The 24,505-nt window shown below is 62.6% G+C and carries 15 protein-coding genes, 2 tRNA genes and 3 rRNA genes; 18 read left to right on the plus strand and 2 right to left on the minus strand.

What is annotated here, in order from left to right; genetic code table 11:
- Positions 1 to 26: 26 nt before the first annotated feature.
- The 13 genes from F7R26_RS27345 (at position 27) to F7R26_RS27405 (ending at position 13,561) form a co-directional block, all read left to right on the plus strand.
- The gene (locus tag F7R26_RS27345) at positions 27 to 1,208 is read left to right on the plus strand and encodes an MGDG synthase family glycosyltransferase (protein ID WP_150992945.1); all 1,182 of its coding nucleotides are present in this window, start codon (positions 27 to 29) and stop codon (positions 1,206 to 1,208) included.
- A 67-nt stretch (positions 1,209 to 1,275) separates the two neighbouring features.
- Positions 1,276 to 1,752 carry a hypothetical protein gene (locus F7R26_RS27350; protein WP_150992969.1) on the plus strand — a complete coding sequence of 159 codons (477 nt, stop codon included), beginning with the start codon at positions 1,276 to 1,278 and terminating at the stop codon, positions 1,750 to 1,752.
- A gap of 167 nt (positions 1,753 to 1,919) precedes the next feature.
- Positions 1,920 to 3,032: an acyltransferase family protein gene (locus F7R26_RS27355; protein WP_150992947.1), complete on the plus strand. Its 1,113-nt coding sequence runs from the start codon at positions 1,920 to 1,922 to the stop codon at positions 3,030 to 3,032.
- Between the two features lie 267 nt (positions 3,033 to 3,299).
- A complete protein-coding gene (locus F7R26_RS27360; protein WP_043355607.1) occupies positions 3,300 to 4,538 on the plus strand; it encodes a GTP cyclohydrolase II in 1,239 nt (412 codons plus the stop codon).
- Positions 4,535 to 5,857 (plus strand): URC4/urg3 family protein, encoded by a 1,323-nt coding sequence (locus F7R26_RS27365; RefSeq protein ID WP_193692254.1) that lies wholly within the window; start codon positions 4,535 to 4,537, stop codon positions 5,855 to 5,857. The genes F7R26_RS27360 and F7R26_RS27365 overlap by 4 nt, the downstream gene beginning before the upstream one ends.
- 94 nt (positions 5,858 to 5,951) lie before the next feature.
- Entirely contained in the window at positions 5,952 to 6,611 is a 660-nt protein-coding gene (gene upp / locus F7R26_RS27370; RefSeq protein ID WP_043358238.1) for a uracil phosphoribosyltransferase, read from the plus strand.
- The gene (locus F7R26_RS27375) at positions 6,611 to 7,327 is read left to right on the plus strand and encodes a TetR/AcrR family transcriptional regulator (RefSeq protein WP_150992949.1); all 717 of its coding nucleotides are present in this window, start codon (positions 6,611 to 6,613) and stop codon (positions 7,325 to 7,327) included. The genes upp and F7R26_RS27375 overlap by 1 nt, the downstream gene beginning before the upstream one ends.
- Positions 7,317 to 8,324 (plus strand): BMP family protein, encoded by a 1,008-nt coding sequence (locus F7R26_RS27380; protein ID WP_150992951.1) that lies wholly within the window; start codon positions 7,317 to 7,319, stop codon positions 8,322 to 8,324. Before F7R26_RS27375 ends, F7R26_RS27380 begins: the two co-directional genes overlap by 11 nt.
- A 106-nt stretch (positions 8,325 to 8,430) precedes the next feature.
- Positions 8,431 to 10,023, plus strand: a complete 1,593-nt coding sequence (locus tag F7R26_RS27385) for an ABC transporter ATP-binding protein (RefSeq protein ID WP_150992953.1) — start codon at positions 8,431 to 8,433, stop codon at positions 10,021 to 10,023.
- Positions 10,013 to 11,104 (plus strand): ABC transporter permease, encoded by a 1,092-nt coding sequence (locus F7R26_RS27390; RefSeq protein ID WP_150992955.1) that lies wholly within the window; start codon positions 10,013 to 10,015, stop codon positions 11,102 to 11,104. The genes F7R26_RS27385 and F7R26_RS27390 overlap by 11 nt, the downstream gene beginning before the upstream one ends.
- Positions 11,101 to 12,066 (plus strand): ABC transporter permease, encoded by a 966-nt coding sequence (locus F7R26_RS27395; RefSeq protein ID WP_150992957.1) that lies wholly within the window; start codon positions 11,101 to 11,103, stop codon positions 12,064 to 12,066. The genes F7R26_RS27390 and F7R26_RS27395 overlap by 4 nt, the downstream gene beginning before the upstream one ends.
- Before the next feature lie 36 nt (positions 12,067 to 12,102).
- Positions 12,103 to 13,374: an amidohydrolase family protein gene (locus tag F7R26_RS27400; RefSeq protein ID WP_150992959.1), complete on the plus strand. Its 1,272-nt coding sequence runs from the start codon at positions 12,103 to 12,105 to the stop codon at positions 13,372 to 13,374.
- A 100-nt stretch (positions 13,375 to 13,474) separates the two neighbouring features.
- Positions 13,475 to 13,561: transfer RNA gene (locus F7R26_RS27405), tRNA-Leu, on the plus strand.
- Between the two features lie 269 nt (positions 13,562 to 13,830).
- On the opposite strand, the gene F7R26_RS27410 is transcribed toward F7R26_RS27405, so the two are convergent.
- On the minus strand, positions 13,831 to 15,030 hold the full coding sequence (locus F7R26_RS27410) for a sterol desaturase family protein (RefSeq protein WP_170302022.1): 1,200 nt from the start codon (positions 15,028 to 15,030) through the stop codon (positions 13,831 to 13,833).
- A 457-nt stretch (positions 15,031 to 15,487) separates the two neighbouring features.
- Between F7R26_RS27410 and F7R26_RS27415 the strand changes: the two genes are divergently transcribed.
- The 5 genes from F7R26_RS27415 (at position 15,488) to rrf (ending at position 22,094) form a co-directional block, all read left to right on the plus strand.
- Entirely contained in the window at positions 15,488 to 16,267 is a 780-nt protein-coding gene (locus F7R26_RS27415) for a hypothetical protein (protein WP_150992963.1), read from the plus strand.
- Positions 16,268 to 16,333: 66 nt separating this feature from the next.
- Positions 16,334 to 16,410, plus strand: a tRNA-Arg gene (locus tag F7R26_RS27420).
- Positions 16,411 to 17,068: 658 nt separating this feature from the next.
- Positions 17,069 to 18,600, plus strand: a 16S ribosomal RNA gene (locus F7R26_RS27425).
- Positions 18,601 to 18,966: 366 nt separating this feature from the next.
- Positions 18,967 to 21,845 (plus strand): 23S ribosomal RNA (locus tag F7R26_RS27430).
- 136 nt (positions 21,846 to 21,981) lie between these two features.
- Positions 21,982 to 22,094 (plus strand): 5S ribosomal RNA (gene rrf / locus F7R26_RS27435).
- The 16S, 23S and 5S rRNA genes sit together here, the layout of an rRNA operon.
- A 214-nt stretch (positions 22,095 to 22,308) precedes the next feature.
- On the opposite strand, the gene F7R26_RS27440 is transcribed toward rrf, so the two are convergent.
- Entirely contained in the window at positions 22,309 to 24,369 is a 2,061-nt protein-coding gene (locus F7R26_RS27440; protein ID WP_150984671.1) for a hypothetical protein, read from the minus strand.
- Between the last annotated feature and the right edge of the window lie 136 nt (positions 24,370 to 24,505).

A 24,505-nucleotide genomic window follows, 5' to 3' on the forward strand; every position in this document is an offset into this window, starting at 1 on the left:
CGGCAGCCCAATTTCCCCCAATTCCCATGCAGCAGCAGAAGATCCTCTTCCTCAGTGTTTCCGCCGGCGCCGGCCACATGCGCGCCGCTGAAGCCCTGCGCCTGACCGCCGAAGCCGAATTCCCCGGTGTGCAGACGCTTCACCTGGACGTGATGGAATACGTCCCGGCGACGTTTCGCAAGCTCTACACCGACTTCTACATCAAGCTGGTGAACAGCTATCCGGCCCTTTGGGGCATGCTGTACCAGCACACTTCCGATGCCGACCCGGCCGCACCGATGCAAAAGCTGCGGCGCGCCGCCGAGCGCCTGAGCACGCGGGCGCTGCGCCGTGCGATCGACGAGTTCGCCCCGGATGCCATCGTCTGCACGCACTTCCTGCCCGCCGAGATCCTGATGCATGAGGTGCGCCGGCAGCGGCTGGCGGTGCCCGTGTGGGTGCAGGTGACAGACTTTGACCTGCACGGCATGTGGGTGATTCCCCATATGACAGGTTACTTTGCCGCCAGCGAGGAAATCGCGTTTCGCATGCGGGCCAGCCGGATCGAGGCTGGCCGCATCCACACCACAGGGATTCCGGTGGTGCCGGCGTTTTCCCACCCGCAGGATCGCCAGGCCTGCGCACAGCATTTCGGGCTCGATCCGGCACGGCGCACCATCATGCTGATGGGCGGCGGGGCAGGGCTTGGCGGCCTTGACGAGGTGGCCAGCGCGCTGATGCGGCTGGACCACGATTTCCAGCTGATCGTGCTAGCCGGACGCAACGAGAACGCCCTGGCGCGGCTCAAGACCCTGGCCGCCGCATACCCCGGACGCCTCTTTCCCTTCGGCTTTACCAACGAGGTGGAACGCCTGATGGCGTGCTCCGACCTTGTCATTACCAAGCCGGGCGGCCTGACCACGTCCGAATGCCTGGCGATGGGCGTGCCGATGGTGGTCAATGCGCCGATTCCAGGGCAGGAAGAGCGCAATGCCGATTACCTGCTGGAGCAAGGCGCCGCGCTCAAGGCGGTCGACCTGGTATCGCTCGAATACCGGGTGCGCCTCTTGCTGGCGGAGCCGGCACGGCTCGACCAGATGCGTGCGCGGGCTAGCGCGCTCGGGCAACCGGCGGCGGCGCGCCGCGTGCTGGAAACCGTGCTCGGGCAATTGGCGCGGTGCGGCCAGCTAGCCGGCCACGGTGGCGCAGCTGCGACGGCGGGGCGTTGAGATGCGCGCGCTGAACCTGTCTTCTTCCACCCGGCACGCGGGCCAGTCCTATCCGTCGCGCCATCCCATGGTGCTGGTGCTGACCGTGGCGTGGACCCTGCTGCTGGCCTATTTCTTCGCTAACGTGGAGATCCAGATCGAGGGTGCCGCGGGCTGGGCGGCCAACCTGCCCACCTGGCGCATCGAGCATCACTGGCTGCTGGATATCTTCTGGGGCGGGCGCCCGATGACCGGGTATCACGCGTGGGTATTCCCCTGCGTGGCGCTGTTCTTCCATTTTTCACTGGTGTTCGGCGGGCGCTGGAACTGGCGCGCCGAGGCGCGCGTGATCGCCTGCATCATGGTGTTCTGGATCAGCGAGGATTTTCTCTGGTTCGTGCTGAACCCGGCGTTCGGTCTGGCGCGCTTTGCGCCGAGTTTCGTGCCCTGGCACATCCACTGGTGGGCCGGCGCGCCTACCGATTATTGGGTTTCGCTGGGCGTGGCGGCGGTGTTGCTCTGGCTGTCATGCAGGGGGCCGGTGGGGAATCGTTACAGTTTTTAGGCGAATGCCGTCAATATGCTGTCTAGTACATATGTTGCGGTGCAATGTGTGACCAATACAACGCTTTTCGCCATTTTGCGGCGGTGCATCGTGGCCCATTTTGGCGCCATCCTGTTTCCTGGGAGTAGAATCCGGCCCTTGTGTACTTTGTAGCATTCTTATAACAAATGAGCCCCCGTCCTTCGCGCATGGCGTGCATTGACGCTCTCAAGGCGATCAGTTCACAGCTGATCGTGCTGCACCATCTTGCCTTCTATGGCCCCATGTCCGATGCGGCCCACGTGCTGGCGCCCGGTCTGCTCGACTGGTTCTCGCAGTACGCGCGCATTGCCGTGCAGGTATTCCTCGTCATCAGCGGCTTCCTGGCGGCGCGCAGCCTGGCGCCCGCGGGGCATTTGATGGTGCCGCGCCCCTTACTGGCAATCTGGCGCCGTTACCAGAAGCTGGTGGTGCCCTATACCGCGGCGATCTTGATTGCCATTGCCGGTGCCGCCATTGCGCGCACCTGGATGCATCACGACTCCATTCCCGGCGCCCCCGGCCTGCACCAGTTCCTGGCGCATGTGCTGCTGCTGCATAACGTGCTGGATTTCGAAGCCTTGTCTGCCGGCGTCTGGTATGTGGCCATCGACCTGCAGTTGTTCGCCTTGCTGATGGTGGCATTGTGGGCTGCCCGTCGCTGCGAGCGATGGTTCGACGTGGGCGGCAGCCCGATGGGCCCGCTGGTGGTGGCCGGGCTGGTGCTGGCATCACTGTTCTGGTTCAACCGTGATGCCACGTGGGATATCTGGGCGATTTACTTCTTCGGCGCCTACGGCTTGGGCACGCTGGCCTTCTGGGCATCCGAGCCAGAGCGTTCGCCGGTGGCACTGCTGGTCTTGTGCGCCGTGGTGCTGGCAGCGCTGGCCGTGGATTTCCGGCTGCGTATCGCGGTGGCGCTGGCCATCGCGCTCCTGCTCGGCACGGCGCGCCGTGGCAGTTGGCTTGAGCACTGGCCGCAGGCCCGGTTCCTGGCATTTTTCGGGCGCATTTCCTACTCGGTGTTCCTGGTGCATTTCCCGATTTGCCTGGTAGTGAATGCCCTGGTCTTCCATCTGGCTCCGCACCAGCCCGTCCTGAATGCGCTCGGCATGGTGCTGGCCTGGCTGCTGAGCAATGCCGCTGGGGCATTGTTCCATCGCTACGTGGAGAGCGGTGCGCCGTTGCGCGCATTGCGCCTGGCGCTTTGGCCAGCGGCCCCCGAGCCGGTCCAGCAGGCGGGGCAGCAACGGTCAACCTGACCGACCGATAGCACCGATATCGCTTCCGGTTTATCCGAAGGCATATCCAGCGGCACCCGGCCCGAGTGGCCCGGTGCCGCTTTTACATGGTGCCGATGCACCAGGAGTGGTGCTAGCCGCGGCGCTTGCGCACAGGCGCAGTGCGCAAGCGGCATCGTGCGGCGTGCAACACAAGGTAGAAACGAGCATTGGGATATGGCACGAAGGTTGCCTACTATGGAATCGTAAACCTGACCGTTTGGTCAGGATTCTTGTTCCGAGGCTGCCATGTCCGATCATATTGTCCTGACCTCGCACGCGCGCCGCGACAAGCCGGCCGAGCCAATCCACTGGGGGGCCGCCACGGCTGCGGAGCGCGGCCCCGTGATCGCAAGCCTGACCAATCCGGCTCAGCGCAATGTGATCGGCACCCATTCCGGCGCATACGCGGTTTACCGCGCGCTGGCGGTGGCCTCCGGCAAGCTGCAGCGAGACCACCGCGCTGATCTCACCGATACCTCGCCGGCCGAGGTCATCGGGCCTCACCCTCAGTGGAGCGATCCGGACAAGATCGTCTCGATGGATCCCTGGGGCCACCTGGTTTCCAGCGCCTTCGGCGACCGGATCGCCGCGGGCATCGACATCCGTCCCTCGATCGCCATTACGCGCGCCCACATCAATATGCCGGAACTGATGGGCGCCATTGCGGCCGGCCGGCTCACGCCTGATGGGCAGATCCTTCATGCCAATGGCGACGTGCGGGTCACCAAAGCCGCGATCGATCCGGTCTGGTACCTGCCGGGGCTGGCGCGCCGCTTCGAGATCAAGGAGAGCATGCTGCGCCGCAGCCTGTTCGAGCAGACCAGCGGCATGTTCCCGGAACTGGTCACGCGCCCCGACCTGAAAGTGTTCCTGCCGCCGATCGGCGGCATGACCCTGTACTTCTTTGGCGATGTCAGCCAGCTTGGCAAGCCCGAGACCAAGGTGGCCTGCCGCGTGCACGACGAGTGCAACGGCTCGGACGTGTTTGGCTCCGATATCTGCACCTGCCGGCCGTACCTGGCCCACGGCATCGAGGTGTGCATCGAGATGGCGCAGCAGGGCGGCGTGGGGCTGGTGGTCTATAACCGGAAGGAAGGCCGGGCGCTGGGCGAGGTGACCAAGTTCCTGGTCTACAACGCCCGCAAGCGCCAGGTTGGCGGCGACCGGGCCGAGACTTATTTCGCACGCACGGAATGTATCGCCGGCGTGCAGGACATGCGCTTCCAGGAGCTCATGCCCGACGTGTTCCACTGGCTCGGCATCAAGCGTATCGACCGCTGGGCTTCGATGAGCAATATGAAGCACGGGGCGCTGACCGCTCAGGGTATCGAGGTGGTCGAGCAGGTTGCGATTCCCGATGCACTGATCCCGGCTGATGCCCGCGTGGAAATCGACGCCAAGGTGGCAGCTGGCTACTTCACGAGCTATACCCCGCCTGACGCGGAAGAACTCGCGCTGGCCAAGGGTAGAGGACTGCACGAATGAACGAGATACCCGAAGCGGGTGGCGTGCGCGGCGCCGCGAATCCCTTCATCAACGGCGAGGATGATGCCGGTGGCTGGGCCAGTCCCGTGCCGCCGGGCCATCCGGCCGCCGCGTTGCTCACGGGCCATGCGGTACGCACCCGTTGCGCTGCCGTGACGGATCATGTCGCAGCCGGCGCGTCCGAGCTGTTTACCTGGCATCCGGAGCGGATCCCGGCAGTGGCCGATTACGTGGCGGCCACCATCCGCCAGCGCTATCCCGACCTCAACGTGCCGTACCACAGCCGCTGGCGTCATTTCGAGAGCGGCGGCCCTGGCGAGAAGCTGGACCGCTGGCAGATCCTGTGCGAACGCGGCGGGCTCTCCGGCGAGGCCGACCGTGAGGAGCGCGCCCGCATCGGCATCGACCTGGTGATCCCCAGCGTATTGCTGGATGCCGGCGCAGGCCCGGACTGGCGCTATCGCGATCCTGCCAGCGACTTGTTGCTCACGCGCTCCGAAGGGCTCGGCGTGGCCAGCTTCGACCTGTTCGCGCGCGGCGGCTTTTCCGCACAGCCGGGGCAGCCGCTGCGCTCCGATACCGAGCGCCTGATGCGTATCGATGCATCCTCCATCGCAACCGCATTCCAGGTGGCCCAGCACAACCCGCTGGTGGGCCTGGATGGACGCGCCGGGCTGTTGCGCCGCCTTGGCGAGGTTGCGCAAGCCACGCCAGCGGTCTTTGGTTCGCCGGCGCGGCTGGGCAACCTGTTCGACTACCTCAAGGCGCATGCCAGTTCTGGGCAGATCGAGGCCGGCTTCGTGCTGACCACGCTGCTGGTGGCGCTGGGGCCGGTATGGCCCGGGCGTGTGAGCCTGGAAGGCGTGTCGCTGGGCGACTGCTGGCACCACCCGGCCTGTACGGATGGCCTGGTGCCTTTTCACAAGCTGACCCAGTGGCTGACCTACTCGCTGCTGGAACCGCTGGAAGATGCCGGCCTGACTGTGACCGGGCTGGAGGCCTTGACGGGCTTGCCCGAATACCGCAACGGCGGGCTGCTGTTCGATTTCGAGCTGATGGTGCCGCGCGACCCTGGCTTTACTGCCGTGGCGCACACGGTGGATGAGCCGGTTATCGTGGAATGGCGCGCGCTGACGGTGACGGGACTCGACCTCGTGGCCGCGTCGGTGCGCGAGGCGCTCGGGTTGTCGGCAGAGTTGTTCCCGCTGGCCCGCGTGCTGGAGGGTGGCACCTGGGCCGCGGGACGGCGCATTGCCGCCAAGCGCAGGCCAGGTGGTCCGCCGCCTTTCGCCATCAACAGCGACGGCACGGTGTTCTAGCGGGTTTGCCAGACCCGCGCCGCAGCAAACAGCATGAGCAACCAGCATGAGCAGCCAGCAAGTGCTATCCGCTACCGCCCTCCAGGAGCGCATCATGACCGACCTCTCCGCCGTACCGCCCGCCACCGCGTCCGTGATGGTAGTGGATCATCCGCTCGTGCAGCACAAGGTCACGCTGGTCCGCAGCGAAGACACCACCACCGACAATTTTCGCCGGCTGGTGCGCGAGATCAGCCAGTTGCTGACCTACGAGGCAACCCGCGACCTGGCGATGGAGACCATCGCCATCAAGACGCCGATCGCGCCCATGCAGTCGCCGGTGCTCTCGGGCAAGAAGCTGTGCCTGGTGTCGATCCTGCGGGCCGGCAATGGTTTCCTGGATGGCATGCTGGACTTGCTGCCGGCCGCGCGGGTCGGGCATATCGGCCTGTACCGCGACCCGGAAACGCTGGAGCCGATCGAGTACTACTTCAAGATGCCGGAAGACATCCATGAGCGGCTGGTGATCGTGGTCGACCCGATGCTGGCTACCGGCAACTCCGCCATCGCCGCGCTCAACCGTCTGAAGGAAGCCGGTGTGAGCACGCTCAAGTACGTGTGCCTGATCGCTTCGCGGCAGGGTTTGATGGCCTTGCGAGCGGCGCATCCCGACGTAGCCATCGTCACCGCGGCCATTGACGAGGAACTCAACGAGCACGGCTACATCGTGCCAGGCCTGGGCGACGCCGGCGACCGCCTCTACGGCACCAAGTAATGGGAGCGCCGGCTACGGCGCCGCCGCCATGCTTTCCGCCGCCGCGGGAGGTGGCGGGGGGGCGCATCCGCCAGGAGAACGAGGCGCTGATCCTGCGCGCGGCCGAATACGTGTTCGCCCGGGCCGGCTTTGCTGGCGCGACCATGAACGAGATCGCCACGCGCGCCGGCGTGCCGAAGTCCAACCTGCATTACTACTTCCGCACCAAGCAGGCGCTATATCGGGCCGTGCTGGCGCATACGCTCGCGCTGTGGCTGTCCGAGACCGACATCATCGGCGCGGAGCAGCGGCCCCAGGTGGCACTGGAGCAGTACATCCGCGCCAAGATGCGGCTGTCTGCCAGCCATCCGGATGCCTCGCGCGTGTTTGCCAACGAGCTGCTGCACGGAGCGCCGGAGATCCGCGACGTACTCAGCGGCGCGCTGCGCGCGCTGGTGGCGCGCAAGGCCGGCGTGATCCGGGAATGGATCGCGCGCGGCGAGATGGCCAGCGTCGATCCGCAGCACCTGTTTTTCACGATCTGGGCCGCCACCCAGACCTACGCCGATTTTGAGTCGCAAGTTTGCGCCGTGCTTGGGGTGAGCCACCTGGGCCAGCGCGATTATGAACAGGCCACCGACCACCTGGTGCGGCTTTTGCTGCGAGGCTGCGGGCTGGAACCGGCTGGCCTGGCCGTGGAGTTATCGTCAACAAGGGGAGAGAGCCATGAGTATTGAGGGTAAGCGCAGGTCCTGGTTGAAATTCGCGGCGGCTGCCGCCGGCGTGGCCGCACTCGGTGGCGTCGTGCCGGCGCAGGCGCAGGCCAAGCTGAAGGTGGCGGCGGTCTACACCGTGCCCGTCGAGCAGCAATGGGTGTCGCGCATTCACAAGGCGCTCAACGAGGCCAAGGCGCGCGGCGAGATCGACTATGTGTTCTCGGAAAGCGTGTCCAACGCCGACTATGAGCGCGTGCTGCGCCAGTACGCGGAGCAGGGCTCGTCGCTGATCCTGGGCGAATCGTTCGCCGTCGAGGCGGCCGCGCGCAAGGTGGCCAAGGACTATCCCAAGACCGCGTTCCTGATGGGCTCTTCCGGCAAGCCGCAGGCGCCTAACTTCTCGGTGTTCGACAACTACATCCAGGAGCCGTCCTACCTCACTGGCATGATCGCCGGCGGCATGACCAAGACCAACCATATCGGCATGGTGGGTGGCTATGCCATCCCCGAGGTCAACCGGCTGATGCACGCCTTCATGGAGGGCGCGCGCGAGGTCAATCCCAAGGTGAAGTTTACGGTCAGCTTCATCGGCTCGTGGTTCGATCCGCCCAAGGCCAAGGAAGCGGCCTTCGCCATGATCGACAAGGGCGCCGACGTGCTCTACGCCGAGCGCTTTGGCGTATCCGACGCCGCGAAGGAAAAGGGCAAGCTGGCGATCGGCAATGTCATCAACACGCAGCCGCAGTATCCCGCTACCGTGGTCGCCTCGGCGCTGTGGAACATGGAGCCCACCGTGGGCGCCGCGCTCGGCAAGGTCAAGGCCGGCCAGTTCAAGAGCGAGGACTACGGCCCCTATTCGCTGATGAAGTTCAAGGGCGCGGAGCTGGCGCCGCTGGGCACGTTTGACGGCAAGGTGCCGGGCGACGTGATGTCCAAGGTCAAGGCGAAAGAGAAAGCGATCCTCGATGGCAAGTTCGCGGTCAAGGTGGTGGAAACGGAGCCGAAGTCGTCGCAGTAAGGTGGCCAGAGCCACCTGAAGTGCCCGGCTGCGTTTGCTCCCCTCGCCCGCGTCTGGGCTAGGGGAGCAAACCGTCGACGCTTTTAAACGCCATCATCAGCCATCCATGCCCACCCCTATCCTGCGCCTTGCCGGCATTACCAAGCGATTCGGCCCGCTTGTGGCCAACGACGATATCTCGCTGGCGTTGCAGCGCGGGGAGGTGCTGGCCTTGCTGGGCGAGAACGGCGCCGGCAAGAGCACGCTGGTCAGCATCCTGTTCGGGCACTACGTGGCCGACGCCGGTACGGTGGAGGTGGACGGTCAGCCGTTGCCGCCCGGCCAGCCACGCGCGGCGCTGGCAGCCGGCGTCGGCATGGTGCACCAGCATTTCACGCTAGCCGACAATCTCTCGGTGCTGGACAACATCATGCTCGGCACCCAGCCGCTGTGGCAATGGCGCCTGGAACGGCGCGCCGCGCGCGGCAAGGTGCTGGCCCTGGCTGAGCGCTTCGGCCTGGCGGTGCGCCCCCAGGCAATGGTTAGCGAGCTGTCGGTGGGAGAGCGCCAGCGCGTGGAGATCGTGAAGGCGTTGTATCGCGGCGCCCGCGTGCTGATTCTCGATGAGCCGACTGCCGTCTTGACGCCGCACGAGGCCGAGACGCTGTTCGCCACGCTGGCGCAACTGATCGCCGAAGGATTGTCAGTGATCTTTATCAGCCACAAGCTTGACGAGGTGCTGCGTGTTTCCGACCGCATCGCGGTACTGCGTGGTGGCAAGCTGGTGGCGCAGTGCGCCGCGGCGCAGACCACCAAGGCCGAACTGGCAGAGTTGATGGTCGGCCGCGTGGTCGCGATGCCGGAACGCGCGGCACGGCCGAGCGTCGGGGATGGCGCCAATGGCAGCGCGGCGCCACCCGTGTTTGCGCTGGAGCACGTAGGCGCGCGCGCCGCCAACGGGCGCGCGCTGCTGCGTGAGGTCAGCCTGCAGGTGCGTGCCGGCGAGATCGTCGGCATTGCCGGTGTCTCAGGCAACGGACAGGCCGCGTTGGCGGAGCTGGCCAGCGGCACGCTCGAGGCCAGCGAGGGGCGTGTCACCTTGGCAGGCAAGCCCATGCCCGCAAAGCCCCGCGCATGGATTGGGGCTGGCGTGGCACGCGTGCCGGAGGATCGCCATGCGATCGGCGTGGTGGGCGATCTTGCCGTGTGGGAGAACGCCGTTAGTGAACAACTCGGCGAGCCGCGCTTTTCGCGCTGGGGCATCATCCGGCGAGCCGCCGCGCAGCGATTCGCGCGGGACCTGGTCGCGCGTTTCGACGTGCGCACCGCCGGCATCGAGGTGCCGGCGCGAACCATGTCGGGCGGCAATATGCAAAAGCTGATCCTGGGCCGGGCGCTCTCGGTGCGCGGCGAAGGCAGCGCGCCAAGGCTGGTGGTGGCCAGCCAGCCAACCTGGGGACTCGATATCGGCGCGGTGGCCTATGTGCGCACCCGCCTGCTCGAGGCGGCGCGCGAAGGCGCTGCCGTACTGCTGATCTCGGAGGACCTGGATGAGCTGCACGCGCTGGCCGACCGCATCGCCGTGATGCATGCCGGACACCTGACCGAAGCCCGGCCTACGGCGGCATGGACGCTGGGCGAACTCGGCCTGGCCATGGCCGGCTCGGGCGGTGGCCAGCACGCGCAAGCGGGCAAGGGGGAGGTGCTCCATGCGGCTTGAAGCCCGAACCAGCGTTTCGCGCGTGGGCATGCTGGCCGCGCCCATCGTCGCCATCCTTGCCACGCTGCTGATCTGCGCCTTGCTGGTGCGCTGGGCCGGCGCACCGGTCGGGCGGGCCTATGCGCTGCTGCTGGAAGGCGGCTTTGGCTCGCGCTTTGCGTGGTCGGAAACGCTCACGCGCGCCACGCCGCTGATCCTGACCGGCCTGTCGGTGGCGGTGGCCTTTCGCGCACGGCTGTTCAATATCGGTGCGGAAGGGCAACTCTATCTCGGTGCGCTGGCCGCCGTGGCGGTTGGCGGCCAGGTCGATGGCGCGGTTGCGCCCTGGGCGCAGCAACTGCCCATGGGTTTGCTCTTTGTCCTGATGGTGGTGGCCGGCATGCTGGCCGGCGCCATGTTGTTGCTTGGGGCCGCGTGGCTCAAGACCCGGCTCGGTGTGGATGAGGTGGTCACGACCCTGCTGGCCAATTTCATCGTGCTGCTGTATGTCTCGATGATGCTCGATGGCCCGATGAAGGACGCCACCGCGATGGGCTGGCCGCAATCGGTGGCGCTGGTGCCGGAGCTGGAGCTGGCCAAGCTGGTGGAGCGCTCGCGCGTGCACAGCGGCTTGTTGCTGGCTTGCGCGCTGGCCGTGATTCTGTGGGCGGTCAATCGCTTCACGGTGTTTGGCCTGCACATGCGCGCGGTAGGCGCCAATGCAAGGGCCGCGGCCTTCGCCGGCATGCCGGTGCGCAGGGTGACGATGTGGGCCGCGTTGTTGTCCGGCGGGCTTGCGGGGCTGGCGGGCGTGGTGGAGGTGGCGGGGCGTACCAGCTACCTCACGCTCGATATTTCTCCCGGCTATGGCTATGCGGGTGTGGTCATCGCCATGCTGGCGGGGTTGCATCCGCTTGGCGTGGTGGCGGCATCGGTGTTCGTGGCCGGGGTGCTGGTGGGGGCGGATGGCATGAGCCGCGCGGTGGGCGTGCCCAACAGCATTGCCGACGTGATCGTGGCGGTGGCCCTGCTCGCCATGCTGGTGGCGACCATGCTGACACGCTTTCGCATCCGCTTCGATGCCCCGGGTAAGGTGGCCTGATGGAACTGCTCGATATCGTGGCCTCGGCGCCATTCTGGATCGCGGTGCTGCGCGTGGCCACGCCGCTGATCTTCGGCACGCTGGGCGTGCTGCTGTGCGAGCGTGCCGGCGTACTCAACCTTGGCATCGAGGGCATCATGGTAGCTGGCGCTTTCGGTGGCTGGCTGGCGGTCTATCACGGTGCGCCGCTATGGGGCGGGGTGGCAGTGGCAGCCGGCATCGGGCTGGCCTTCGGGCTGCTGCATGGCTGGCTGACCGTGAGCCTGGCGCTGTCCCAGCATGTGGCTGGGCTGGGCGTGACCATGCTGGCCACCAGCCTGTCCTACTATGCCTACCGGCTCGGCTTTGCTTCGGTGTCCACGCCGCCCACTATCACGCCCTTTGCCCCGATGCACTGGATCGGCGGCATTCCGCTAATTGGTGGTATGTTGAGTCCGGTGTTTGGTGAGGAGACCGCATTGACGCTGCTGGCGCTGGGGCTGGTGCCCGTGGTGGCCTGGCTGCTCTACCGGACGCCGCTCGGGCTGGCCGTGCGCATGGTCGGCGAGAATCCCGCCGCGGCGCAGGGGCAGGGGATTCGCGTAGGCGCGATGCGTATCGGTGCCATCATGGCGGGCTCCGCCTTGATGGCGGTGGGCGGCGCGTTCCTTACGCTATCCGCGTTCAACGCATTCTTCTTTAATATGATCAACGGCCGGGGCTGGATCTGCGTGGCGCTGGTGGTGTTTGCTTCGTGGCGGCCGGGCCGCGCGCTGGCCGGCGCCCTGCTGTTCGCCGCCTTCGACGCGCTGCAACTGCGCCTGCAGCAAAGCGGCGCGAGCCTGCCCGGCTTGCCGCCGCTGCCTTACCAGCTCTACCTGATGTTGCCGTATGTGCTGTCGATCCTCGCGCTGGTGCTGGTGGCGCGCCGCGCCGCCTACCCGCAGGCGCTGATGAAGCCCTATCGCAAGGGCGAACGTTGATTCCAGGCAAGCAATCATCATGACAAGGCCCCCACCATGCTCGACCTGATCCTACGCAACTGCACGCTCCCCGATGGCCGTACCGGCATCGACATCGGCATCCTGGGCGACCGCATCAAGGCGGTGGAGCCGGCGCTCAAGGCGCCTGCCGCTGCCGAGGTCGATGCCGCAGGTCAACTGGTGACGCCGCCATTTGTCGATGCGCATTTCCACATGGACTCGACGCTGTCCTACGGCCTGCCGCGCATCAACCAGTCTGGCACATTACTCGAAGGCATCGCGCTATGGGGCGAGCTCAAGCCGCTGCTGACGCAGGACGCCATCGTCGAACGCGCGCTGGCCTATTGCGACTGGGCGGTCGCCAAGGGCCTGCTGGCGATCCGTTCGCACGTGGATGTGTGCGACCCGCGCCTGCTTGCCACCGAGGCGCTGCTGCACGTGCGCGAGAAGGTCCGGCCTTACCTCGACCTGCAACTGGTGGCCTTTCCGCAAGACGGCGTGCTGCGCGCGCCGGGCGCGCTCGACAATCTCAAGCGGGCGCTCGGCATGGGCGTGGACGTGGTGGGCGGCATCCCGCATTTCGAGCGAACCATGACCGATGGCGCCGAGTCCGTGCGCATCCTGTGTGAGCTGGCCTGCGAGCGAGGCCTGCGGGTGGACATGCACTGCGACGAGAGCGACGATCCGATGTCCCGTCATATAGAGACGCTGGCCAGCCAGGCCGTGCGCCTTGGCTTGCAGGGCAGGGTGACGGGCTCGCACCTGACCTCGATGCATTCGATGGACAACTACTACGTCTCCAAGCTGATTCCGCTGATTCGGGAGTCTGGCGTGGCGGCCATCGCCAACCCGCTGATCAACATCACACTGCAGGGCCGGCACGATAGCTATCCGAAGCGGCGTGGCATGACCCGTGTGCCGGAGTTGCTGGCCGCCGGCGTGCCGGTGGCGTTCGGCCATGATTGCGTGATGGACCCGTGGTACAGCCTGGGCTCGGGTGACATGCTGGAGGTGGCGCATATGGGGCTGCACGTGGCGCAGATGACCGGGCAGGACGCCATGCGCGCGTGCTTTGCTGCCGTCACCGAAACACCGGCGCGCATCCTTGGGCTGGAAGGCTATGGTATCGCACCGGGCTGCCGGGCCGACCTGGTGCTGCTGCAGGCACGCGACGCGGTCGAGGCGATCCGGCTGCGCGCCACCCGTCTGCTGGTGTTGCGTGCCGGCAAGGTGGTGGCGAGCACGCGTCCCGCCACGGCCACCTTGCACCTGGATGGCAGGCCTGGGCACGTCTGTTTTCAGCCTTGATCGCGGCCGCCAAAGAAATTTCAGGGCGGGAGTTGACAGCAGATTCCGCGTTCTGCATAATGTCGTTCTTCGCAGCGCTGCGGCAAAGCAGCAAAACGAAGCCCAGATGGCGAAATTGGTAGACGCACTAGGTTCAGGTCCTAGCGGTGGCAACACTGTGGAGGTTCGAGTCCTCTTCTGGGCACCAAGACTCGATGAAAAAGGCCGTTGCTTATGCAGCGGCCTTTTTCTTTTGCGCCGCGCTTTCATGCGGTTCCTGCCCGCACGGCATACGGCCCCTTTCGGTGGCACATTGCAAGGCACCGCCTCCCATGGCGGCCTGTTTCCCGCACCCCACGCACGCCACCTGGTTTCGCCCCCATTCGCGATGGGGCGGCGGCCGGCAGCAGAATATCGCCGGCCTGCGGGGCTTCGATCTCGAGCGGGCGTGCGTCGATGCCAGCACGCCGGACCGTCTTATGCCTGGTCGTCCTTGCGTGCAGGCGGCATCGGCCGGAAGGGGAATAGCTGCTGGCGCACGAAGCCGTCCGGCATGTAGTCGCCGACTACGCCGTATTTTTCAGGGAAACGCTTGCCCGATTTCACCGCGGTGCCAAACAGGTAGTCGAGAAAGGCATAGTGCGCCGAGTAGTTCTTGTCGATCGCCTCTTCATCCGATGCATGGTGCCAGTGATGGAAATCCGGCGTGACCACGAGGTAGCGCAGCGGGCCCCACGGCAGGTGGACATTGGCGTGGTTGAACACCGCCTGGAAGCCAACGATGATGATGTACGCATCGATGACGCCCTTGTTGAAGCCCAGCACGTAGAGCGGCGCCAGCACCAGTACGCGCGTGAACACCAGTTCCAGCATGTGCTGGCGCGAGCCTGCGAGCCAGTCCATGGTCTTGGTGCTGTGGTGCACTGCGTGGAATTTCCACAGGAACGGTACCTCGTGATACGCGCGGTGGGTCCAGTACTGCGCCAGGTCGGCCGCGAGAATGCACAGCAGCAGTTGCAGCACGAAGGGAATGCCGCCCACGAACGCGTGCACGCTGTCGCGCACCAGCCAGCCGAACAAGCGGAAGATCAGGAAATTGACCGTCAACAGGATCAGGCCAACGATGAAGTGGTTGACCGCGAAGTGCACCAGATCGGTCTGCCATTCGCGCCGGAATACGGCCTGCCCGCGATAGAGCGGGAACAGCTTTTCGATCACCACGAAGATCAGCGTCGAGCCGAGCAGGTCGAGGATGAACCAGTCCAGGCCGATGTACGGCGTGTGGTCCGGGAAGTCGCCCACGGCTACGCGTGAGCCGCCCAACGCCACCGCAAGCGCTACCAGTGCGAATGCCGCGGCGTTCAGGCTGCGCTTGCGGCCCAGCACCAGGTTACTCAGCGACATGCCGCCGGACACCAGCAGCGCGGCAAACAGTACGTGCCGCAACACGTCGACCGAATACTTGTGGCGTAGCTCGGGCGTGGTCAGGTATTGCGGAAAATGGAAGGCAATCACGCCCAGCAGGCTCAGCCCGCCCAGGGCGAGCGCGAGGATGGCGGTGATCATGCCGCGCCCGGCTTCGAGCTCGCCGCTGCTGCCCAGCAGTTCGCGGGTATCGCGCAGGACGCTGTGCACCGGGGCGATCGGCAACTTGCTGACGGCGCCAATCTGTTTCATTTTTGAAGCATCGGGCTCGCCAGGATTGCCAGGCCTGTCAATGGGGTCGTTGGTCATCAGGATCTTCCGCTGTTCCGTTGTTTCGCTTCTTCTTGTGCTGCTACAGCTGGCTCGCGGGGCTTTTGTCCTGCGCCCCGGCGGCCAGCCGCGATCCTAGCGGAGCGCCTCTGGTTTGCATAGCAATGTGGCAGCGGCCGGCACGGTCCGGCCGCTCGCCAGGTGGCCCTGTGCGGCGCCCCACGCAAGGCGCGCCCAACCCCTAACGCTTGCGCTTTGTTTGATCTATGCTCAAAAGCAGAGTCGACATGGTTCATTTCAGCCAGGGGTTGCAGTCATGGCCAGGAGTGTGTCATCTGCGTGCGCGACGCAGGGTGGTGCAGGCACCGCTGGGACCGGGCTTTGCACATACGCCGCCCATCCCCACCCTTGCCGGCTTTGTTGCTGCTCGATCCTAGCGATGTTGGTGGCCTCCCTGGCGCAGGCCGAAGAGCGTCCCTCCGGTAGCAACGCCGGCCTCGGCTGGGACCAGCTCGAACCCGATTCAGTTGCACAGCTTGCAAGTGAATCCCCGTCGCCGGCGGCGCCAGCCGGTGGCGGTGATGTGCAGGCACCGCTGGTCGCGTCGATCGGCAAATGGTCCTCCTGGAGCGGCAGTACTTCAGTTGCATCGGCTCCGCCCAGCGCGGACGACGATGCCCCCGGGCTTTCGGCGGCCTTGCGCGATCCGGTTTATGCTGAACCCGCCAGCCGGCCGCGACACGCCGAGTTCTTCCTGCGGCTGGACGATGCCACTTCGGCGACCGGGGTCGTTGGCGGCCGGATGCAGAGCATGGCGCTCGCGATGGATACCGTATTGCCGCGCAGCGGCGGCCTGACGATACAGCCGCGCCTGCAACTCGCCTATCAGCCCGGCCTCGATAAGAATGCAACCGGTTTTCTGTCCGGGCAGCCTGCGGACGCAAGCGCCGCGGAGGTGGTGGTGCGGGTCTACCGGACGCAGCCAACCCGGCTGACCGGCGTCGGCGGGGTGTACCCCTTTGTCGAGGCGGATCTTTGGCAGGACCGCAGGCAGGTGATCAATATCAACGGCACCCGCATCGATCCTGACATGCTGCGTGGGCTACTCTCCGTCAACCTTGGTGCGCACGGCAGCACGAACGGGGGCGTCAAGCTCTGGGTCAAGTTGAAAGCCGGGCGCAATCCTGGGGGCACGCTGGGCGCCCGCTATCGCTGGTAGCCAAGGCGGGCAGGGAAAAAGGGGCTTGCATTTTTCTCTGACTGCGCTAGAATGCCGTCTTCGCGTGCGGCTGTAGCTCAGTTGGATAGAGTACTTGGCTACGAACCAAGGGGTCGTGGGTTCGAATCCTGCCAGCCGCACCACTTATTCTGAGCAGCAAAAGAAGCACAAAAATGGCCTGAAGCGTTAAGCGCTCCAGGCCATTTTTTCGTTCGTGCCGTTGGGGTGGGTTTGCCGGACTGCCGTATAGCCGGCTGGCGGCGCGATGTGGTCGGCCCGGGTTGCGCCGAAAGTGCGCGACACAGGGTGATCGAGGAGGCTCTCACAATATTTGCCGAAAAGGGCTTGTCAGGCTGGCCCGGACCCTTTAATATTCGCCCCCTCGCAACACGGCAACGGTCTGCAAAGCAGGCGGGGCAAGGGTTGTGGGGTTAGCGGCAAGGGTGGGCAGAGCAAAAATAGCAAGGCTTCCCGAAGCAGCAAAAGATTAAAAGTGTTTGACGAAACGTAGAAAGTTCTTTATAGTCTCGTTTCTCTGCTGCAGCAAACGCAGCGACGCGGTAAGCAAAGCGAACCGCGACCAGTTCTTTAACAAACAAACAACCGATAAGTGTGGGCGCTTGATAGCGGATGCGGAAGACTTCGGTCTTTTAGCTTACAAGTTATAAAGTGCTCGCACAGTAAAACATGTTGGTTATGTCCGGGGTGCAAATCGCGGATGTAGCCAGTCAGTTTTCTGAGAGTGAGCGACCGCTCGAAAGAGCGAGATCCATAGGGAAACCGAAGGATCACACAGGTATTAAACTGAAGAGTTTGATCCTGGCTCAGATTGAACGCTGGCGGCATGCCTTACACATGCAAGTCGAACGGCAGCACGGGAGCAATCCTGGTGGCGAGTGGCGAACGGGTGAGTAATACATCGGAACGTGCCCTGTCGTGGGGGATAACTAGTCGAAAGATTAGCTAATACCGCATACGACCTGAGGGTGAAAGCGGGGGACCGTAAGGCCTCGCGCGATAGGAGCGGCCGATGTCTGATTAGCTAGTTGGTGGGGTAAAGGCCCACCAAGGCGACGATCAGTAGCTGGTCTGAGAGGACGATCAGCCACACTGGGACTGAGACACGGCCCAGACTCCTACGGGAGGCAGCAGTGGGGAATTTTGGACAATGGGGGCAACCCTGATCCAGCAATGCCGCGTGTGTGAAGAAGGCCTTCGGGTTGTAAAGCACTTTTGTCCGGAAAGAAATCCCTTGCCCTAATACGGCGGGGGGATGACGGTACCGGAAGAATAAGCACCGGCTAACTACGTGCCAGCAGCCGCGGTAATACGTAGGGTGCGAGCGTTAATCGGAATTACTGGGCGTAAAGCGTGCGCAGGCGGTTTTGTAAGACAGGCGTGAAATCCCCGAGCTCAACTTGGGAATGGCGCTTGTGACTGCAAGGCTAGAGTATGTCAGAGGGGGGTAGAATTCCACGTGTAGCAGTGAAATGCGTAGAGATGTGGAGGAATACCGATGGCGAAGGCAGCCCCCTGGGACGTCACTGACGCTCATGCACGAAAGCGTGGGGAGCAAACAGGATTAGATACCCTGGTAGTCCACGCCCTAAACGATGTCAACTAGTTGTTGGGGATTCATTTCTTCAGTAACGTAGCTAACGCGTGAAGTTGACCGCCTGGGGAGTACGGTCGCAAGATTAAAACTCAAAGGAATTGACGGGGACCCGCACAAGCGGTGGATGATGTGGATTAATTCGATGCAACGCGAAAAACCTTACCTACCCTTGACATGCCACTAACGAAGCAGAGATGCATCAGGTGCCCGAAAGGGAAAGTGGACACAGGTGCTGCATGGCTGTCGTCAGCTCGTGTCGTGAGATGTTGGGTTAAGTCCCGCAACGAGCGCAACCCTTGTCTTTAGTTGCTACGCAAGAGCACTCTAGAGAGACTGCCGGTGACAAACCGGAGGAAGGTGGGGATGACGTCAAGTCCTCATGGCCCTTATGGGTAGGGCTTCACACGTCATACAATGGTGCGTACAGAGGGTTGCCAACCCGCGAGGGGGAGCTAATCCCAGAAAACGCATCGTAGTCCGGATCGTAGTCTGCAACTCGACTACGTGAAGCTGGAATCGCTAGTAATCGCGGATCAGCATGCCGCGGTGAATACGTTCCCGGGTCTTGTACACACCGCCCGTCACACCATGGGAGTGGGTTTTGCCAGAAGTAGTTAGCCTAACCGCAAGGAGGGCGATTACCACGGCAGGGTTCATGACTGGGGTGAAGTCGTAACAAGGTAGCCGTATCGGAAGGTGCGGCTGGATCACCTCCTTTCAGAGCGTGCATCTCAAGTCGAGCGTTCACACTTATCGGTTTGTTAGTTGTTAGAGCCAGGATGCGCAGTGCGTGTCTTGCGTAGCATGGTCAAATGCAAGCGCTTAGCATTGAGCGCTTGCATTTGGCTTTGCCAAGACGACCGGAGACCCAGTCTCAGTCGGCTGTTCTTTAAAAATATGGGATGTAGTAAAGGTGTCGTGAGCGTTGATGAGACGCTGCAGTAAAACACGATACCGGGTTGTGATTGTATCAACCAAAATGTATTTAAGTGATCGAAAGATGACTTGGAATACGGCACAAATGCGAGAACTCATCCTGTAGCGAGCACGGCTTGAACGCAAGTTTGAGACACACTCGTTATAGGGTCAAGCGAACAAGTGCATGTGGTGGATGCCTTGGCGATCACAGGCGATGAAGGACGCGGTAGCCTGCGAAAAGCTTCGGGGAGCTGGCAAACAAGCTTTGATCCGGAGATGTCCGAATGGGGAAACCCGGCCCGAATGGGTCATCCCTGACTGAATACATAGGTCAGGGAAGCGAACGCGGCGAACTGAAACATCTAAGTAGCTGCAGGAACAGAAATCAACCGAGATTCCCAGAGTAGTGGCGAACGAAATGGGAAGAGCCTTGTACTCTTTAGCAGCATTGTTAGCAGAACGGGATGGAAAGCCCGGCCATAGCAGGTGATAGCCCTGTATGCGAAAACAGCGTTGTGGAACTAGGTGTACGACAAGTAGGGCGGGACACGTGAAATCCTGTCTGAAGATGGGGGGACCATCCTCCAAGGCTAAATACTCGTGATCGACCGATAGTGAACCAGTACCGTGAGGGAAAGGCGAAAAGAACCCCGGGAGGGGAGTGAAATAGATCCTGAAACCGCATGCATACAAACAGTCGGAGCCTGGAAACGGGTGACGGCGTACCTTTTGTATAATGGGTCAGCGACTTACATTCAGTGGCAAGCTTAACCGATTAGGGAAGGCGTAGCGAAAGCGAGTCCGAATAGGGCGTTCAGTCGCTGGGTGTAGACCCGAAACCAGACGATCTATCCATGGCCAGGTTGAAGGTGCGGTAACACGTACTGGAGGACCGAACCCACTAACGTTGAAAAGTTAGGGGATGAGCTGTGGATAGGGGTGAAAGGCTAAACAAGTCTGGAAATAGCTGGTTCTCTCCGAAAACTATTTAGGTAGTGCCTCGTGTCTCACCTTCGGGGGTAGAGCACTGTCATGGTTGGGGGGTCTATTGCTGATTACCCCGCCATAGCAAACTCCGAATACCGAAGAGTGCAATCACGGGAGACAGACATCGGGTGCTAACGTCCGGTGTCAAGAGGGAAACAACCCAGACCGCCAGCTAAGGTCCCTAAGATTGGCTAAGTGGGAAACGAAGTGGGAAGGCTAAAACAGTCAGGAGGTTGGCTTAGAAGCAGCCATCCTTTAAAGAAAGCGTAATAGCTCACTGATCGAGTCGTCCTGCGCGGAAGATGTAACGGGGCTAAGCCAGTCACCGAAGCTGCGGATGCACGTAAGTGCATGGTAGGAGAGCGTTCTGTAAGCCTGTGAAGGTGTCTTGTAAAGGATGCTGGAGGTATCAGAAGTGCGAATGCTGACATGAGTAGCGATAAAGGGGGTGAAAAGCCCCCTCGCCGTAAGCCCAAGGTTTCCTACGCAACGTTCATCGGCGTAGGGTGAGTCGGCCCCTAAGGCGAGGCAGAGATGCGTAGCTGATGGGAAGCAGGTTAATATTCCTGCACCGTCGTATGATGCGATGGGGGGACGGATCGCGGAAGGTTGTCCGGGTGTTGGAAGTCCCGGTCCCTGCATTGGAGAAGGCGCTTAGGCAAATCCGGGCGCGGAATTCAAGGATGTGGGGCGAGCGGCCTAGTGCTGCGAAGCAATTGGAAGTGGTTCCAAGAAAAGCCTCTAAGCTTCAGTCATACGAGACCGTACCGCAAACCGACACAGGTGGGCGAGATGAGTATTCTAAGGCGCTTGAGAGAACTCGGGAGAAGGAACTCGGCAAATTGGTACCGTAACTTCGGGATAAGGTACGCCCTTGTAGCTTGACTGGCCTGCGCCAGGAGGGTGAAGGGGTTGCAATAAAATGGTGGCTGCGACTGTTTAATAAAAACACAGCACTCTGCAAACACGAAAGTGGACGTATAGGGTGTGACGCCTGCCCGGTGCCGGAAGATTAAATGATGGGGTGCAAGCTCTTGATTGAAGTCCCGGTAAACGGCGGCCGTAACTATAACGGTCCTAAGGTAGCGAAATTCCTTGTCGGGTAAGTTCCGACCTGCACGAATGGCGTAACGATGGCCACACTGTCTCCTCCCGAGACTCAGCGAAGTTGAAGTGTTTGTGATGATGCAATCTCCCCGCGGCTAGACGGAAAGACCCCATGAACCTTTACTGTAGCTTTGCATTGGACTTTGAACCGATCTGTGTAGGATAGGTGGGAGGCTTTGAAGCGTGGACGCTAGTCTGCGTGGAGCCGTCCTTGAAATACCACCCTGGTTTGTTTGAGGTTCTAACCTTGGCCCGTGAATCCGGGTCGGGGACAGTGCATGGTAGGCAGTTTGACTGGGGCGGTCTCCTCCCAAAGTGTAACGGAGGAGTTCGAAGGTACGCTTGGTACGGTCGGACATCGTACCTAAAGTGCAATGGCAAAAGCGTGCTTAACTGCGAGACCGACAAGTCGAGCAGGTGCGAAAGCAGGACATAGTGATCCGGTGGTTCTGAATGGAAGGGCCATCGCTCAACGGATAAAAGGTACTCTGGGGATAACAGGCTGATACCGCCCAAGAGTTCATATCGACGGCGGTGTTTGGCACCTCGATGTCGGCTCATCTCATCCTGGGGCTGTAGCCGGTCCCAAGGGTATGGCTGTTCGCCATTTAAAGAGGTACGTGAGCTGGGTTTAAAACGTCGTGAGACAGTTTGGTCCCTATCTGCCGTGGGCGTTGGAATCTTGACGGGGGCTGCTCCTAGTACGAGAGGACCGGAGTGGACGTACCGCTGGTGTACCTGTTGTCTCGCCAGAGGCATCGCAGGGTAGCTATGTACGGAAGAGATAACCGCTGAAAGCATCTAAGCGGGAAACTCGCCTGAAGATGAGGATTCCCTGGAGCCTTGAGCTCCTTGAAGGGTCGTTCGAGACCAGGACGTTGATAGGCTGGGTGTGGAAGCGCAGTAATGCGTTAAGCTAACCAGTACTAATTGCCCGTAAGGCTTGATCCTATAACCAGTGTGTTTCTACCTGGTGTGAGTGTCGCGTGCCGCTGCCGCAGCAACAAGCAGCTTGGCCGATACGCACAACCCCTACTACATCCCTATTCGCTGCGTTGAGCACACCTCAACGCGGCCACCGTTTATGCCTGGTGACCATAGCGAGTTGGAACCACCCCTTCCCATCCCGAACAGGACCGTGAAACGACTCCACGCCGATGATAGTGCGGATACCCGTGTGAAAGTAGGTAATCGCCAGGCTCTCCCTTGAAACCCCCCAGTACGAAAGTACTGGGGGGTTTTGCTTTTGTACGATCGAAAGTGCGATCGAAATAGCGGCGGAAATAACGATGAATTGCCGAGATGGAGATATCCAGATCATTCCAGATCATGCGTGATAAAAAAGGCCGGCAAGCGCCGGCCTTTTTCCATGCGTAATCGCCGCTGACCATTGTCAGCGGCGATAGCATCTCAGTTACCGCACCGTACCAACAATACGCACGAACTTCTGCGTGTCGTCCGCAGTCGTGGATCGGATTTCGACAGTGCGCTGGTCGCCCGCCAGGCGGAATGCCGGGAACATCGCGGTGTTGCAGGGCGTCTGCTGCGCGCTCGATGCCGAATTGGTTGCACTGACCGTATCGCTGCGAGCGGACCGCGCGACAGGCGATCCCTGAATCAGCACGCGCTCCGGCAGTGGTACCGCACTCTGCAGCGCCCCAAACGCCAGGGCGCGGTCGACAGGCTCTGCGTTTTGCGTCCAGCTGATCTGCGTGCCGGACTGCGCCGCAGTCTTGCTGCCCCCCGTGGTGACAAAATCCAGGCTGCCTGCGTCGATGCTGTTCCAGGTCTGCCGCGCCAGTACCGACGGCGTGAGCACGCTGCCCGACGTAGTCACGTGGAACGTATCGTCAGCCGCAGCCAGGCTGGTCTTGTAGCTGGAGTCGAGGTTGCGGTTCCATACCTCGAACTTGTAGCGGCCATAGGCCGGAAGGCTCTCGATGGCGGAGTCCGACAGGGCTGCAGGCAGGTACGTGTTGCCGCCGGAGGATAGCCCGCCCCACTTTGCTGCCTGGCTGCTATCGATTGCCGAGGCCGCCAGGACCACGGTGCTGCTTGATTGCCCGCTGTCGCCGATGACCTGGTTGGGCGTCACAGGATCGTCTGTGGCGTAGGTCAGCGATCCGGCCAGATTTTGTACCACCAGATTGTTGTAGCTGCCGCAAACGCGCGAGCGCGAGAGGGTAATGCCCGCGGCCGGCAATCCCGGGCCCGTCACCCGTACCAGTTGCACGTTCGTGCCTGCGCCCCGGGCGGGGTTGAACAGAAAACGCAGCGAACTCTCATAGCGCGATACGATCCCCTGCGCCGATAGCGGATTCAGCTCGATGACCTTGCTGATTCGCCGCGTGACCGCAGCTTCGTAGCTGCGCTGGTTGCCCGTCAACTGCCAGCCGGCGGGCGCGCGATTGGTGACAAGGCGTGTGATGTGGTCGGTGGATTTGTCGGCGCGAACGAAGGGCAGGCGTACCAGCGCGGTTGCCTGGTTCTGGGCATTGGTCGAATTGAACAGGACAACTGGCGCCTCAAACTTCGCGCCCTTCATGTCGCTCGCAGCCAGCAGGGTGGACAGGTCGTCGCGAGCGACGTAGCTGTTGTTCAGGTAATCGCTCGAGAATGCGGTGCTGCAAGCGCCAAGCAGGCTGTTGCCATCCGTGCGAGCGGCAGGGTCCAGCGCAAAGCAGGCCTGAAGGGCAGCACGGATGCCTTCAAACGTTGCGGCATTGGTCTTGACTTCGGGCTTGGGCAAAGCAGGCGGAGGCGATGTCAGCGAGTCCGCCGTCAGGATGACTTCGTGTGCGGCATTGTTGTCCGAGATCACCGAGCCGGTACTCGTCAGCTTTGCGCCACTCGTTGTCAGCGTGACCCGGATGACGTCGAGCACGCTATCGGCGCCTTCCCCCTGTTTGCTGAGCGGCGTGGAGATCGGATCAAAGGCGGCAGGGTCCAGCCCGGCATCGCTCGTGACATTGGCAAGCACGGAGCGCAGCAAGCTGACGATTTGCTGCACCTGGGCGCTGCTTGCCTTGCTGCCAAGCACCGATGGCTTCGTCAGGTCCAGGGGGTTGCCACCAACCAGCAGCGCAGCCACGGCAGTCGTCAGTGGCGTGACATTGACGACTGCAGAGCCATTGGTTGGCTTGGTCGCCAGCACCGAGACATAGGTCAACTGGTCGCCGCCGCTGCTGCCCGTTGCGACAACCGCAAACGGTGCACGGAAAGCGGTGACATCGAATTCAAAATGGCCACCGCCATCCGCCGTGTTGCTGCCCACGACTTTTCCGTCGGCGTCATAGACGGTGACCAGGGCATTGGCCATAAAGGCGCCGCTGGCTGCCGTGCCTTGCAGCGTTACCTTGCCAGCCGGGGTCGCCGGGGTCGTCGCCGTGCTGCCGTCTCCGCCTCCGCCACACGCACTCAATACGGCAAGCGTGATCGCTGCAACTGCGGGCGTGAGCAGGGTGCGGCGATTCATCCCCGACCTGGATTTCCCTCTAATATTCATTGGATTTCCCTTTCATTATTATCTGTAGATACAGCGGTTTTTCGAGTCCCTGACCACGCTGCGCATGCAGATTACAGGAAGAGACGTCGAAGGCACCCCCCCGGCG

This window comes from Cupriavidus basilensis (genome assembly GCF_008801925.2).
GTDB classification, from domain to species: Bacteria; Pseudomonadota; Gammaproteobacteria; order Burkholderiales; family Burkholderiaceae; genus Cupriavidus; species Cupriavidus basilensis.

Bases quoted from the DNA above. Each gene is read 5' to 3' on its own strand.
- F7R26_RS27345 (WP_150992945.1), top strand. From the start codon at position 27: ATGCAGCAGCAGAAGATCCTCTTCCTCAGTGTTTCCGCCGGCGCCGGC.
- F7R26_RS27350 (WP_150992969.1), top strand. From the start codon at position 1,276: ATGGTGCTGGTGCTGACCGTGGCGTGGACCCTGCTGCTGGCCTATTTC.
- F7R26_RS27355 (WP_150992947.1), top strand. From the start codon at position 1,920: ATGAGCCCCCGTCCTTCGCGCATGGCGTGCATTGACGCTCTCAAGGCG.
- F7R26_RS27360 (WP_043355607.1), top strand. From the start codon at position 3,300: ATGTCCGATCATATTGTCCTGACCTCGCACGCGCGCCGCGACAAGCCG.
- F7R26_RS27365 (WP_193692254.1), top strand. From the start codon at position 4,535: ATGAACGAGATACCCGAAGCGGGTGGCGTGCGCGGCGCCGCGAATCCC.
- upp (WP_043358238.1), top strand. From the start codon at position 5,952: ATGACCGACCTCTCCGCCGTACCGCCCGCCACCGCGTCCGTGATGGTA.
- F7R26_RS27375 (WP_150992949.1), top strand. From the start codon at position 6,611: ATGGGAGCGCCGGCTACGGCGCCGCCGCCATGCTTTCCGCCGCCGCGG.
- F7R26_RS27380 (WP_150992951.1), top strand. From the start codon at position 7,317: ATGAGTATTGAGGGTAAGCGCAGGTCCTGGTTGAAATTCGCGGCGGCT.
- F7R26_RS27385 (WP_150992953.1), top strand. From the start codon at position 8,431: ATGCCCACCCCTATCCTGCGCCTTGCCGGCATTACCAAGCGATTCGGC.
- F7R26_RS27390 (WP_150992955.1), top strand. From the start codon at position 10,013: ATGCGGCTTGAAGCCCGAACCAGCGTTTCGCGCGTGGGCATGCTGGCC.
- F7R26_RS27400 (WP_150992959.1), top strand. From the start codon at position 12,103: ATGCTCGACCTGATCCTACGCAACTGCACGCTCCCCGATGGCCGTACC.
- F7R26_RS27410 (WP_170302022.1), bottom strand. From the start codon at position 15,030: ATGAAACAGATTGGCGCCGTCAGCAAGTTGCCGATCGCCCCGGTGCAC.
- F7R26_RS27415 (WP_150992963.1), top strand. From the start codon at position 15,488: ATGTTGGTGGCCTCCCTGGCGCAGGCCGAAGAGCGTCCCTCCGGTAGC.
- F7R26_RS27440 (WP_150984671.1), bottom strand. From the start codon at position 24,369: ATGAATCGCCGCACCCTGCTCACGCCCGCAGTTGCAGCGATCACGCTT.